The 14073-nt window shown below is 50.8% G+C and carries 15 protein-coding genes and 2 tRNA genes; all 17 read right to left on the bottom strand.

Annotated features, from left to right (window positions below; genetic code table 11):
• Positions 1–559 (bottom strand): tetratricopeptide repeat protein (locus WC317_07690; protein ID MFA5340008.1); only part of this gene is annotated, 559 nt, incomplete at its 3' end.
• A gap of 140 nt (positions 560–699) precedes the next feature.
• On the bottom strand, positions 700–1848 hold the full coding sequence (locus WC317_07685) for a hypothetical protein (protein ID MFA5340007.1): 1149 nt from the start codon (positions 1846–1848) through the stop codon (positions 700–702).
• A gap of 584 nt (positions 1849–2432) precedes the next feature.
• A complete protein-coding gene (locus tag WC317_07680; protein ID MFA5340006.1) occupies positions 2433–2783 on the bottom strand; it encodes a hypothetical protein in 351 nt (116 codons plus the stop codon).
• Between the two features lie 131 nt (positions 2784–2914).
• On the bottom strand, positions 2915–3844 hold the full coding sequence (locus tag WC317_07675; protein ID MFA5340005.1) for a thiamine pyrophosphate-dependent enzyme: 930 nt from the start codon (positions 3842–3844) through the stop codon (positions 2915–2917).
• On the bottom strand, positions 3845–5026 hold the full coding sequence (locus WC317_07670; protein ID MFA5340004.1) for a transketolase C-terminal domain-containing protein: 1182 nt from the start codon (positions 5024–5026) through the stop codon (positions 3845–3847).
• Positions 5023–5331 (bottom strand): 4Fe-4S dicluster-binding protein, encoded by a 309-nt coding sequence (locus WC317_07665; protein ID MFA5340003.1) that lies wholly within the window; start codon positions 5329–5331, stop codon positions 5023–5025. The genes WC317_07670 and WC317_07665 overlap by 4 nt, the downstream gene beginning before the upstream one ends.
• Position 5332: 1 nt before the next feature.
• Positions 5333–5905, bottom strand: coding sequence for a 2-oxoacid:acceptor oxidoreductase family protein (locus tag WC317_07660; GenBank protein ID MFA5340002.1), 573 nt, complete (start codon positions 5903–5905; stop codon positions 5333–5335).
• Entirely contained in the window at positions 5889–6689 is an 801-nt protein-coding gene (locus WC317_07655; GenBank protein MFA5340001.1) for a hypothetical protein, read from the bottom strand. The genes WC317_07660 and WC317_07655 overlap by 17 nt, the downstream gene beginning before the upstream one ends.
• A gap of 67 nt (positions 6690–6756) precedes the next feature.
• Positions 6757–7338, bottom strand: coding sequence for a recombination mediator RecR (recR, locus tag WC317_07650; GenBank protein ID MFA5340000.1), 582 nt, complete (start codon positions 7336–7338; stop codon positions 6757–6759).
• A gap of 33 nt (positions 7339–7371) precedes the next feature.
• The gene (dnaX, locus tag WC317_07645; GenBank protein MFA5339999.1) at positions 7372–9057 is read right to left on the bottom strand and encodes a DNA polymerase III subunit gamma/tau; all 1686 of its coding nucleotides are present in this window, start codon (positions 9055–9057) and stop codon (positions 7372–7374) included.
• Positions 9058–9123: 66 nt separating this feature from the next.
• Positions 9124–10590 (bottom strand): radical SAM protein, encoded by a 1467-nt coding sequence (locus WC317_07640; protein MFA5339998.1) that lies wholly within the window; start codon positions 10588–10590, stop codon positions 9124–9126.
• Entirely contained in the window at positions 10583–12061 is a 1479-nt protein-coding gene (locus WC317_07635) for a radical SAM protein (protein MFA5339997.1), read from the bottom strand. The genes WC317_07640 and WC317_07635 overlap by 8 nt, the downstream gene beginning before the upstream one ends.
• 14 nt (positions 12062–12075) lie before the next feature.
• Positions 12076–12167: transfer RNA gene (locus tag WC317_07630), tRNA-Ser, on the bottom strand.
• Between the two features lie 86 nt (positions 12168–12253).
• Positions 12254–12721 carry a tRNA adenosine(34) deaminase TadA gene (gene tadA / locus WC317_07625; GenBank protein MFA5339996.1) on the bottom strand — a complete coding sequence of 156 codons (468 nt, stop codon included), beginning with the start codon at positions 12719–12721 and terminating at the stop codon, positions 12254–12256.
• A 13-nt stretch (positions 12722–12734) separates the two neighbouring features.
• Positions 12735–12811: transfer RNA gene (locus WC317_07620), tRNA-Arg, on the bottom strand.
• A 23-nt stretch (positions 12812–12834) separates the two neighbouring features.
• Positions 12835–13332: a YajQ family cyclic di-GMP-binding protein gene (locus WC317_07615; protein MFA5339995.1), complete on the bottom strand. Its 498-nt coding sequence runs from the start codon at positions 13330–13332 to the stop codon at positions 12835–12837.
• A 4-nt stretch (positions 13333–13336) separates the two neighbouring features.
• On the bottom strand, positions 13337–14073 hold a 737-nt coding region (locus WC317_07610), incomplete at its 5' end, for a translational GTPase TypA (protein MFA5339994.1).

The raw sequence follows: 14073 nt of genomic DNA, 5'->3' as shown, positions 1-14073 counted from the left end.
ATAAGTTGTTTTGCTGGCCGTAGGCAACCCCACGGTTCATATAGGCTTCTGCAAGTTTAGGATTTATTTCAATGGCCTTGTTATAGTCAGCGATGGCTTCTTTATAATTACCTAAAATGTAATTTGCAAGACCAATATCCAAATATGATTTCGTTCTCTCCTTGAAGTCATTGGCCATTTGTTTTACTTCCATGAGAGTAAAACCTGTTTTTTCATAAATCAAAGAGCTGATTTCATTATCAGTAATTTTATTTCCTTGTTGTCCCGCAAGCACTTCATTAACTTTTTGAAGTGTCGCTCTTTGAATTTCTTCCTGTCTTTGCTGTTGCTGAGCAGATTTCATTTGAATAGAAATTGTAATCACGATAGAGATGATCAGCAGACCCAAAAGAGCAAGATTATACGATAACCGCCCCCAAGAGATATCACCTTGAGTGCTAATAACTTTTTTCCAAAGCTTTTCAGGACCAAGCCCCAAATAAATAAATACAGCTGCTATAACAGCATCACAAACAATAGGTATAACTAATTGGCTCATATAGCCTCTTTCGTTAATCATTAAATTTCAACTAATTATTCATAACGAGTCGTTTAATCTTTGTTTAATTATATCCTGCCCGCATTGTGCAGATTAGGGGTCGAGTCCAAAAGGGGCGGATCTTAACTTAAGGAGTGTCCCCGTAGGACCCGACCCTAAATTCATTCCTTTACCTTGGCTATTTCAATCATTGACACTAGAGTACATTCTAATATTATTTTTATCGCTTTTAATTGCGTGATATCAAAATCTGAATTTAATTCATGAGTTCCTTTTTGCATAACATCTAAAAAGGCAAGCTTCGATTTTATATCTTTCCCAATAAAATCAGCAAATTCTGTGGATGATTTAATATTTTTGCAAATATATTGAATCCTGCCGGCTCTTGTAGGCTTTCCTTTTTCTACATACTTTCCTGTTTTATCCCAGTTAAAAAACTCTTTATCGTGAGATAGGCTATGCAATACATGGGTAAATAACTCTCTTGCGGATGAACAAAAATGCCTCGTCCTATCAGCATTCTTCGTAGATAATGTTTCTATCATTCCGTAATAAGGCGTTAATAAACCCTCGTCTATTTCTTCCAACAAAGATTCGAGCTTTTCTGATTTATTACTAATTTCAAACTGGATTGCCTTTTCTTCTGGTAATTCTTCTTTGACCTTAGTAATGAACTCCGGCAACTTAACGGTGCTATACAATTCTACTGAAGGAACTGTAATTGCTATCGGATTGAAAGAGTATGGCCTTCCGATATTAATTGTGTCATATATTGACTTATATGTTTCTGATAAATCTAAAACATTATCTTTAAAATCTAAGAAGGGCTGAGCATCATAACTAGTTGCTTCGTAATAGAAATCGCTTCTTACTAAAATATCTTGAGAGATTATAGAAGTCGAAAGGGCGCCAGATAAATTACAAAAAATAGCATTTTGATTTTTTATTAAATCAAAAGGAGGTAGTCCCGAGGCATCATATCTATTTTCAAACACTATCTTAGATCCAATGTCCTCAAACATATTTGCCATTTTAAAACTAGTATCTAATAAAGATGAAGCTATTGGATTTATAGCTTCGCTATATAAATTATTCATACGAAGAAAGTCTGTTTGAATCGGCTTAATCTCTTCTAAGCATATTTTTACATTATCCATTTTTAATAAATTTTCCCCATTAAAAGTAATAAGCTCCTCTATCTTATGCAAGGGGCTAAGTAGGGAAGAATTTTCTAACCTAAAATCTTCGTTTACTTTACAAAAATAGTCATCGCAATTAATTTTTAGATACTTCGCATCATCATTAATCATTTTTATCTTTCTTTCTCACTACCACTCTACGAAGGCGCTTCGGGCACTGTTTGGGTATGTGCCGTCTTAGGGCAGTCCCTGAAATTAACTTTACCTTAAACAAAAACCTCACCCAGACATGCGGGTGAGGCATCAATGATGACAGATCAGTTAAGTCTGATTGTCAATTCAGCTCCCCCGCTCGGGTCGCTTCGCTCCCTGAGAGAAAACCCCGATGGTTTTCTCTCAGCGCCGTACAACCTTTAGCGGGTCTTCTCTCTTTCCTTCCGCCGATGATGTTTAGGGGACAGAGGGAAAACGGTCTTTTCCCTCTGTAACTCCCTATTTCTCGGCGGTGTCGCCAAATTTTATTAATTTTGTCGCGAGAAAATTTGGCTCCCCCGCCTGGGCTCGAACCAGGGACACGTGGATTACAAGTACCCCGGTATTGCTACCGGACTTGGACTATATCATCTCCTACGGCTTTACGTTTAGGAGGCAGGTGCATAGTCTCTGAACCTTCCCTCTATTTCTAAAGGGCTCGGCTGCTGATTACCCCAGAGGGGCTTCCAGACGCCACATCTGTGGCGCTCCGTCAGCTAATACTACGCTGCGGACAATTCTCCTGCTTTTTCAACTACAGTTTCCTGTAGAAGCTGCGCTTGGACATGAGTCTCTCGGTGACAATTGGCGCACAGCAATACACATTTGTCCAATTCTTCTTTTACTTTCGTCCAACTTCTCGTATATCCTTTTGAGGATATGCTGAAGTCTTTCTTGGAAGAATCGACGTGATGGAACTCCAAAGCATCGCTGCAACGGTCGTAACCGCATACTTCACAGCGACCGCCTTTATACTCAATAGCCATTTGCCTTATCTTTCTCCGTCTTTTATGGACGGCAGCTATTATGTATTGCCGGCGATCTTTGTAAGTCCGCGTATCGCGTTTTGCCATTGTCACCTCCTTTCATGTCCGCTTGGCCATAGCCCGAGTTTTTGCTCGGGCTTCGCCCTCGCACAGTCCACTGCTCTACCAACTGAGCTACAGGGGAGCGGATATTTCACAAAGAGCGGTGCTGCTCTATATTATGCGTCAGTGCCGCAGCGTTTCAACAGCGCGGCCCAATCGTCGTCTATCCTCTTCTGGATCTCCTCGACCACAGAAGCGTTCTCCGGCCTTAACAGGTGGCGGAAACGGCCCTGCGCCTTGAGGTAATCCGTGATCGGCTTCTTGGCGGCCGGCTTATAGCTCAGCTTCCAGGCATTGCCGTCCTCTACCTCGTACAGCGGCCAGAAACATGTGTCGACCGCGAGTTTCGCCATCTCTATCGTCTTATCCGACGGATAAGCCCACCCTAACGGGCACGGCGATATCACGTTCATGAAAGCGGGCCCGTCTACCGAAAGCGCCTTTTGCGACTTTGTTATAAGGTCGTTCCAGTGGCTCGGGCTGGCTGTGGCCACAAAGGGTATTCTATGCGCTACCGCTATGCCGGTCAAGTCTTTTGGGTATTGTTTTTTTCCGATGGACTTCAAACCTACGGGCGCCGTAGTCGTCTGCGTACCGCGCGGGGTAGCGCTTGAACGCTGGACGCCTGTATTCATATAAGCTTCGTTGTTGTAGCAGATATACAATATCCTCTGCCCGCGCTCGAGCATGCCTGAGAGCGACTGTAATCCTATATCGTAGGTGCCGCCGTCTCCGCCGAGCGCCACAAATCTCATCTCGTCCTTTACCTTGCCGCGGCGCCTTAGCGACCTGTATGCGGCTTCCGCGCCTGAAACGGTCGCGGCGGAATTTTCAAAAGCGCAATGGACGAAACTGCAGTTCCACGCCGTGAAGGGATTCGGCGTCGTCGAGACTTCGAGGCAGCCCGTGGCGCTTCCGACCACAAGCGGAATCTCCTGCGAGAGCCCCATCTGCCTTACGATTATCGGCGCGCCGCAACCCGCGCACATCCTGTGGCCGCCGCACAATACTTCTTTTCTCTTATTGAGTTCTTTTAAGTTTGCCATTTATTCCCTTACTCCCAGGTATGTCACAAGGTCTTTGGCCTTGCCGGTCTTGGCTGTTTCAGCCAGGTCCGAATATACCTTATTTATCTCGACGAGGCCCATGTCGCGCCCGCCGAGGCCATAAACGTAATTGACGACCGGTATTGTAGACTTATTGTAAAGCGCGGCCCTTATCTCATCGAAGAGGGGCCCGCCCACCGCGTTGAGCGAATCCGCGCGGTCGAGGACCGCGATCGCCTTAAGGTGTTTTAAGGCATCCTCTATCTCGTTCTCCGGGAACGGCCTGAACATGCGGATCTTCAACAGGCCCGCCTTGACGCCTTTCTCGCGGAGCTCGTCGACGACGGCGCGCGCCGTGCCGACGGTCGAACCGAGCGCGACTATCGCGACTTCAGCGTCCTCGAGCTTGTATCCCTCGATGAATTTATACTCGCGGCCGCATATCTTCGAGAATTCTTTCGCGACATCGGCTATGACCTTAGCCGATCTTGTCATCGCGTCGGCCATCTGGCGCCTGTGCTCAAAATAATAATCCGGAAGGTCGAAACCTCCGAATGTCGTCGGCTTCTTCGGGTCAAGCAGCGTGTATTTCGGCTTGTACTCGCCGACGAATTTCTTGACCTCTGCGTCGTCATATAGATACATGTTCTCTATCGCGTGGCTGATGATGAAGCCGTCGTAATTTACTACTACAGGCAGGAGGATGTCGGAATTCTCGGCTATCCTTATCGCCTGCAAAAGGTTATCATAAACTTCCTGCGCGTTCTCGGCCCAGAGCTGTATCCAGCCGGAATCGCGTATGCCCATCGCGTCGGAATGGTCGCAATGGATATTAATGGGGCCTGAAAGCGCCCTGTTAACCAGCGGCATCACTATCGGCAGGCGGTAGCTCGAGGCGATATAGACTATCTCCCACATAAGCGCCAGGCCCTGCGATGATGTAGCCGTCATGACGCGCGCTCCCGCGCTCGATGCGCCAACGCATGCCGACATCGCGGAATGCTCGGACTCTACCAATACTATTTCGGTATCTAACTCGCCGTCGGCCACGAACTGCGCGAACTTTTCCATCAGCGACGTCTGCGGCGTGATCGGATATGCCGCGACTACGTCGGGATTTATCTGTTTCATCGCGTACGCTGCCGCGTCATTACCTGTCAAAGCTAATAGTTTTTTGCTCATTTTTCTTCCTTGACCATTTCTATGGCTTTCTTCGGTTTCACCGGGCAGACCGCGGCGCAGATCCCGCAGCCCTTGCAGTGTACCAGGTCCATCCCGCAGACCTTGCCATCCTTTATCATGATCGATGAATCCGGGCAATTTATCCAGCACAGGTTGCACTGGATGCATCTTTCTTCCGACCAGACCGGCTTGAACGTGCGCCATGTGCCGCTGTTGTATTTGGCGGCGCTGCCGGCGTCCGGATTTATTCCGCCTATGACCACTTCTTTCCAACCGGGTAATTTAACTTTTTCAGTTTTAGCCATCTTATTCCGCCTTTACCTCTTTATACGCCTGCTCGATCGCCTCAAGGTTGCCCTTGATGATCTCAGGCGTGAACTTTGCCGCGAAACTTTCCTTGAACGTATCGGTCAGGCTATCGAGCTTAATAAGGCCCGTCGCCTTCAATAACGCGCCAACCATCGGCATGTTCGGGATGTTCCGTCCGAGTTTCGCGACCGATATCGTCGTCGCGTCTACCGTGAATATCTTTCCGCCTTTAATGCCGAGTTTGGAACGTATCTCTTTCGGCGAGAAGACGGTGTTGATGACTATCGACGTATCGTCCTTCATTCCCTCGGTAATGTCGACGACATCTATGAGCGTCGGATCGAGCACCACGATGCAATCCGCCGCCGTTATCGAGCAGTGGATCGTGATAGGCTTGTCGCTTAACCTCGTGAAACTCCTTACAGGCGCGCCGGTACGTTCAGCGCCGAACTCCGGGAACGCCTGGAGATTCTTCCCCTCGCGGAGGGCCGCCTCACCCAGCAGCTTTGCCGCGGTGACGGCTCCCTGCCCGCCCCTTCCGTGCCAGACTACCTCAGTTATTCCTTTCATCTGCCTTCCTGTTGTTTAAGTAATACGACATTAACGTCGAGGTCAGGAACAAGAAAAAATAGGCGTTCAACATGCAGCCGGTGACCTCGCGTAAAATTATTATATGGCCGTCAAGCCCCAAACGCCTGAGGCCCTGTACCACGAACGCGTAAGCAATCCATACGACCAGGGAGATAACGATCATCAAAACAAAGAACAGTATCAGGAGGCCGAATACGCTGAAAAATCTTTCTCCGCAGAATATGACGCTCCTCCATATGCTCCTGAAAATTCCCCTGCCGTCAGCCGCGGTTATCGCCCACGACAAGCAGATAAGGGCGTAAAATACCGCGAGCAGGAGCGCCACGACGGCCGAGAAGGCCCCGAGGGCTGCCGCGGTCAACGGATATAGCTTCGATTCCATTATGGCCCCGCCCAGCAGGACGGCCATCACGAGCGCCAATATCCACGCCGGTATCCATAGGACCGCGCTTACGCCGAGTTGCCCCAGGAAAAACCTGCTGCAATTACCAAAGAACCCGTTAAACCCGAAACGCCTCTCTCTTATCGCGTCCCTCGCGAATATCTGCGCGCCCGCGAGAAGATAGTTGAAGCCCAGCACCAGCGCCGCGAAGATGACTACGGCAGCTCCCCAATCCCCCATTTTTTTCACATAAGGAGGGATGGCGTCGTTCGGGGCCGCGAAGAACCTAACGGCTGCGTAAAAGATAAAAATAACCGCTATAATAGGCCATCCCCTATGGGTTATGCTTAAACCCTGGCCAACCGCCCTAATGACCCTCAAAAAGGCCTCCTTATTGGATGAAAACGGGTAGGTTAGGACTAAATTTTACCAGAGGCGGGGGTTTGTGTCAAGAAATTTGATTCCGGCCTTCGAGCGCCCTGGCGAGGGTCGCCTGGTCGGCGTATTCGAGATGGGATCCCACAGGCAGGCCGTAGGCTATGCGAGTCGTCTTAACGCCTTGATTCCTAAGGAGTTGCGAAATATACAGGGCTGTCGTCTCGCCCTCGGTGTCGGCGTCGGTCGCGAGGATCACTTCCTTTATCTTATCCGACTTTACGCGGCGCATAAGCTCCTTTATTTTCAGCTCATCCGGCCCTATCCCGTCCAGGGGCGATATAGCGCCCAGGAGGACGTGGTATAGACCCCTGTATGCCCCGCTCTTTTCTATGGCGAGGATATCCTTGGGGCTTTCCACTACCAGTATCTTCGTTTTATCGCGCATCGGGTCGCCGCAGATGTGGCAGGTATCGCCTTCGCTTAAATTAAAACAGCTTTTGCAGAAAACGATGGTATCCTTGAGTTTTATTATCGCTTCGGAGAGGGCGGCCGCGTTCTCGCGGGGGGACTTGAGGATATGCATGACGATACGTTCCGCGGATTTCTGGCCGATACCGGGCAGTTTGGTGAATTCAGATATCAATTTTTCCATCGACCTGGTGTAGCCCGGCATGGTATTACCTTTTTAGTGGAGGATGTCGTTTCTTTTGAGGTTTCCGCCGAATATCTCGAGCGCGGACTTCACGACTTCGTGGGTCTCTTCCTGGCGCTCTTCCTGCAGGAGGTCTTCGACCGAGACTTTCTTCTCAAGCGCCTCGACTACCTTCATGTCGATCCTCACATTATGCTTCAGGATACCGCTCAGGGCGTTCTCTATCATCTTCCTGTTGCCGTTCGTCTCAAGCGCCTCCTTGTGGAACATGTGCTCCCTGGAAAAAGCTATTGTAAGGACGCTGTCCTGGAGTTTCAGCGGCTGTCCGGGCTGGAGGAATAAGGCGAGCGACATCTTCTTCGAAAGGATCTCGCGCAGGAGGTTCGGCCACACTTCGCATATCCTTTCGAATGAAAGCCCGCGCTTGTCCTGAGCCGAGGCGAAGGGAGCCTCGACCTCCACCTCTACATCGAAATGATCTTTCTTTGCGGCGTCTTTGGCCGGTTCGGATATCTTTTCATCTTTATGCTGCGGCTGCGGCGCGGCTTTCGATTCGGGTTTACCGGCCCCGCTCCCCAGCTTCTTCTCAAGTTGTTCGATCCTGTCCAGCATCGAGGTAAGCGAGACCAGGTCGTCGCGCCGGGTAAGGCGGATCGCCGCGAGTTCGAGCGGGATCCTCTGCGATATCGCGCGCCTTACCGAATCCTGCGCGCCCATCAGGACCGTGAGGATGTAAAGCAGCGTCTCGTTGGAAAAAGACTTCGCCTGGACGGCCAGCCTGCCGATCATCTCTTTAGGGAGGTCTATAAGCCCCTCAGGTTCGTCGGAAGTCCTGGCGATCAATATATTCCTGAAATGCACGACCAGGGAATTCACGAACTGCGGGATATCTTTGCCGCTGGCGATCACGCTGTCCACGAGTTTCAATATCCCGGCCGTATCTTTATTTATCACCTTCCCGGTGAAATCGAAGAGGACCTCATGGCCCACCGTCCCGGATACGGCGGTGGCGCTCTCCGCGTCTATCTTCTTCCCGCAGAAGGATACGAGCTGGTCGAGCATCGATTCCGCGTCGCGCATCGCGCCTTCGGCGGCGCGCGCAACGGTGTAAAGCGCCTCTTCCTCTATCTCGAGCTTCTCGCTCTTTGCTATCTCTTTAAGTTTTCCGGTGATCTCGTTCACGGTGAGCCGCTTGAAATCGAACCTCTGGCAGCGGGACAATATCGTCGAGGGGACTTTATACGGGCGCGTCGTCGCGAAGATGAATATCGCGTGCGCCGGCGGCTCCTCGAGCGTCTTCAACAGGGCGTTGAAGGCCTCCTCGGTGAGCATGTGGACTTCGTCGATGATGTAGACTTTATATTTGCCGCGGGTCGGGGCAAACTTGATATTTTCGCGCAGGGCGCGGACCTCGTCGATGCCCCGGTTCGAGGCGCCGTCTATCTCGATGACATCGAGGTTCGTGCCGTTCGATATCTCCTTGCAGGAGTCGCATGCGCCGCACGGCTCCTTCGTGGGCCCGTTCTTGCAGTTCAGGGCCATGGCAAATATGCGCGCTGTTGTAGTTTTTCCTACACCTCGAGGGCCGGAAAAGATGTACGCGTGGGCGACTCTGTTCTGGGCTATCGCGTTCTTGAGGGTGGTCGTGACATGCTCTTGACCAAGGACGCTATCGAAGTCTTTCGGCCGCCACTTGCGTGCGAAGACTATATAAGACATTAAAATAATTTCCTTATGATGACAAGTAACAGCCTAAATTGTAATCCTAATGGATATATTAGTCAATCAATAATTTTGGAGCTCTTCCCTGAAGGCGAAGACGAGGCACCCGGGGACTTTTACGACCTGTTTTGTCGTCGGGTGGATGCGGTAATGGTGGGTCGCGCAGTACGGCATCCTGTCCCAGACGAAATTATATTTATCAGAACCCAAAAGGTAATAAAGTTCCACTCTTTTTTCCCCGAGGATGGCCTTCGCGATCTTCTTGGAGTTGAACCCGCACATGACCGAGGCCGCAAGTGCCTTCAAGAGGAATTTTTTGTTGATGTACTTTAATAAAGTAAAAAAATATGCCGGCAGGTACCAGAGGAATACCGCCAAACGGTTCGCTTTTTTCATTTTTTCCGCCAACGCGTCTATCTCCCTGCCGCATTTGTAGATATTTTTGCGCGGGTCGTTCACCACGAGGTCGACCATCGAGTATAATTTGCCTTTTTCCGAAATGATCATGCCCATCTGCCCGCACATCGGGCTGAAATTCGATGAGGCCGATTTACCGGTATCTATCAGTCCCGCGTATTTAAGCGGTTTCATCAAAATATAAATGGCGGCGAGCGGAAAAGTGATCGCCTTGGCGCCGATCTTTTCGCAGAGGAATTTTTCCACGCAGTCGCCGGTAAGCCTTTTATTGACCAGGTCCTTTATGTCGGTGACGCGGCCGGAATAACACTCGGTCGTCACCATCACCCGCTTGACGACGTCCTGGTTGTCCAACGCGAACTCTATCGCATCGGGAAGGTTATTTAGGTTCCATTCTTTCGATGTGGTAAACGAAAGTATTAACCACGCCTTGCCCAATTCGCGGATATTCTGCAGCGCCTTGCGCACGGATTCGTAGGCGATAAGGCTTCCCCTTAATTTTATACAGGCCTCCGGGTCGGTCCCGTCGAAGGCTAAGTAAAATTTCCTTATCCCGGCGTCGTAGACTTTCTTGCAGAATTCCTTATCGGCGATCGTTATGCAGTTCGTCGCGACAAATGTCCGCCTCAGGAGCCCGAGCTCTGTCACTTTTTGGACTATTTTAAAAAAATCCGGATGTATCGTCGGCTCGCCGCCTGTCAGGATGACGTGGGTATCCTTATCTTCTTTCGCTATCGTCTCGAGCATGCGTACGATGTCGTCATACGGGACGTCTTTGCCTTTGGAATCGGCATCGGCGTAACAGACCGGGCACTTCATGTTGCAGCGGGTGGTTATCTCGATGAACGCCAGCTCGGATTTGCGCATTTGGTGGACCGCGCATTTAAAGACACCCTCGCGGCATTTGGGGATGCCGCAGCCGTAATCTTTAAGATGATCAAAGAGGCTGATCTTATCCTTGAAGAGCTCGGCGTCGGAAGAGACGAGGTCGACCACCTTACCGTGGTCGCTGCATATCTTTTCGAGCAGGATCTTGCCGCCCTCCTCGTAATACCTCCCGTCGAGGTCCTTATTGCAGGCAGGGCATATAGTCTTTACGGTCCTCTCAAACATTGAATTTTTCGGCGACCTTCTTCATAATGGGTTTCTTGTATTTTTCCCACGTGCAGGTGGGCAGCGTCCTGATCTTATCTGTGTCCGGGTCGACATAAACGAAACACGAGGAGCACATCGCGAGCCTCTCCGACTCGGTAGTCTTGGAATCCTCGAACGGCAGGATCATTATCTGCAGGACGCCTTTTAGTTTGGTGTCGTTCTTTAATATCTCTTTCGCCTTCTTCCCTGCCAGCAGCTTACCTATCATCCCGGCCCATTTGATATAAGCCGCCGGGCCTTTTTTCCCGGCCATGGCGCCGAAATTAAGGTGTTTCCTGAAGATATTAAAAAGTTTCAGGTTCATGGCCAGTTTCCCGGAGAAGCCGGCCTTGCCGCCTTTATATTTTCCCGCGGCGAACTTCTCAAGCGCCCTGAGGTCGTTTATGAGGGCGAAGAGCGACGTCTTGAGATACTTCGAGAAAGATACGTATTTCTCGCCGTCCGATATAAGATAAGTTATGCTTTCGCAGTTCGGATGGACCCCGAGGAAAGGCATATTTTTGATACCGTAAATCTTGTAGAGGTTCGTCAGGAAGAGCGAGCCGAGCGGCACGAACTCGACGTTCCCTCCGGCGACCGCGTCCTCGACCATATGCTCGACATCCTCGTGCGTTGTCCTCTCCGGGTCGTAATCGAGCTGTTTAGTGTCCCACATATGTATCAAAGGCATAAAATATATGCCCCTGATGATATGCTGGTTCTTAAGACTGTAACTGAGGAACTCGCCCATGTCGTTCTTGTTCAGTTCTTTATCTACGACGCTCATCAGGACGACCTTGCCCTTCTTTCGTTTGGCGAGGTTCCCCAGGGCCTTCAATTTCAGGTCGAGCGCCTCGGGATGCCCGCGCAGTTTCGTGTACATCTCGCGGTTGAGGCCGTCGAAAGCGATGTTTATCATAGCGCCGAGGTCGGCCAGCTTGTTGCAATATTCTTCGTCGGCAAGCTTGAGCCCGTTGGTGACCACCCTCATCGAGTAGCCGTATGACTTGCCGAGCTTTATTATATCGAAGAGGTCGTTCCTCATCGTCGGCTCGCCGCCGAATAATTGTATGTACGGTTTCGGGTCGCGGTGGGCGTAATGCTTGAATATCCTGTCGAAATATTCCATCCTCGGCTCGAACTTGAACCCCATCGAGAGGACGTTGTTGAGGCAGATGTGGCAATTCATGTTGCAGCGGTTGGTCGTATCTATAAATACGATGTCCGGCTCTTTGTGCTTGTCGCATGACGGGCAATTGAGCGCGCAGGCGCCGCATTCGATGCCCATGAAATCGCGTTTTTTGTTATAGAGGCTTGCGTCGCTGGAGATGAGGTATTCTTCAGTGCCGCACTTGGGGCAGCTTTTCCGGAGGTAGACCTTGCCGTCCTTTTCGACGTGCTCTACCGGGACTATATCCTTGCATTTATTGCAGAATGCGTAGTTTTTCACTTTATCCTCAAAACTGGCGGAGAGGCTGGGATTCGAACCCAGGGACCCGCTTTCGCAGGTCAATCGCTTAGCAGGCGACTGCTTTCGGCCACTCAGCCACCTCTCCGTTCACGGCCCCGGCTATTCGCCGGGTCCGTTGTGAGGGGAGAAACGTAGTTTCTCCCCTCACTAACCCCTCTTCCTTAAAGGAAACTATTTCTTCCCTTTTTTCCTTTGCTTCCTGAAAAATTCCGTCATCAATGACCCGCAGTCCTCGGCTAAGATCCCGCCGGTGGCCTTGACCCTGTGGTTCAGTTTCTTGCTCCCCGCGATATCGAAGACCGAGCCGCAAGCCCCTGTCTTAGGGTCCTTCGCGCCGTAATATATATGTTTTACGCGCGCGAGCACGAGCGCTCCGGCGCACATCGAACACGGTTCAATTGTAGCATATATGGAACAGCCGGGCAACCGCACGCTTTTGAGATACGCGGCCGCCTGTGTAATGGCTATCATCTCCGCGTGCGCGGTGGGATCCTTGAGCATCTCTATTTGGTTGTGGGCGCGCGCGATTATCCGGCCCTCGTGGACTATGACGGCGCCGACCGGCACCTCGTCCGCCCCGAACGCCTCGTAGGCCTGCTTGAGGGCTTCGGACATGTATATTTCGTCTATCTTGCTCATTTTCGAATAAAAATGGCGCGCCCGGGGCGGGTCGAACGCCCAACCTTTGGTTCCGTAGACCAACGCTCTATCCAGTTGAGCTACGGGCGCGTCGCGGAGAAAATTATATCATACTACCTGTAATTAGTAAATTGAAGCGCTACGGGGAATTCTATGCTCCGCAGGTGATTTATCACGGTCTGGAGGTCGTCCTTTTTCGGGGAGGAGACCTTTATCTTTTCGCCTTCTATCTGGGTCTGTATCTTGGGACTCAGGTCCCTGATTATTTTCACAAGTTCCTTTTGTTTCTCGCGCTCCAGCCCGCTCACAAGCTCGATCACCTGGCGGAACGTCCCCTCGAACGCCTTCTCCGGCTCCTTATAGGTAAGGGCCTTGATCGAGATATTGCGTTTTATCATCCTGCCGTTAAGTATATCCTGGAGGGAGCGCAATTTAAAGTCGTCGTCCGCGATAAGGGTTATCTTCTTCTCTTCGCGGTTATAATCGATGGAGGATTTACTGCCCCTGAAGTCGAACCTCTGGGAGAGCTCCTTTTTCGCCTGGTTTACGGCGTTATCGACTTCCTGCAGGTCGATCTCCGAGACGATATCGAAAGAAAAATTCACGGCCATCTCCTTACTCCTTGTTATCCCTGCCGGCGCGTTTCCTGGCCAGCGTATCCAGTATCTTCTTGCGCAGGCGTATGCTTTTCGGCGTGACTTCAACAAGTTCATCCGGCCCGATATACTCGATAGCCAGCTCAAGGGACAATTCCCTCGGCGGCGTAAGCACTACCGCGATATCGGAGGTGGACGACCTCATGTTCGTGAGTTTCTTCATTTTGCAGGGGCTGAGCGGCATGTCCTCGCCGCGCGGGTTCTCGCCAACTATCATCCCCTCGTATACCTCGACATTCGGACCGATAAATAATTCGCCGCGCTGCTGCGCGTTCTCCAGGGCATAAGCCGTGGATACGCCCGGTTCGATAGCGACTAGCGAGCCGCGCGAGCCGGTATTAAACGCTCCCTCTTCCACGGGTTTGTATTCGTCGAAGACGTGGTTTATGACCGCCATGCCGCGCGTCTTGGTCATAAGCGCGCCCTTGAGCCCTATGATCCCGCGCGTGGATATCTGGTATTCGAGATGGAGCGAACCGGTCGCGCTCTGTGAGACATGTTTTAATTTCCCTTTCCTGCGGCCGACCTCTTCTATCACCGAACCCTGATACTCCGCCGGGATCTCTATTGTTAAAAATTCGAAGGGTTCCTGCTTTACACCGCCTTTTTCATGGTAAATGACCTCAGGCTGCGATACCTGGAGCTCGAATCCTTCGCGGCGCATCTGCTCGACCAGGATCGCGAGATGCAACTCCC

It is taken from the genome of Candidatus Omnitrophota bacterium, assembly GCA_041653595.1.
Classification (GTDB): domain Bacteria; phylum Omnitrophota; class Gorgyraeia; order Pluralincolimonadales; family Pluralincolimonadaceae; genus Pluralincolimonas.
This window is presented reverse-complemented; position numbering and strand designations above follow the sequence as displayed.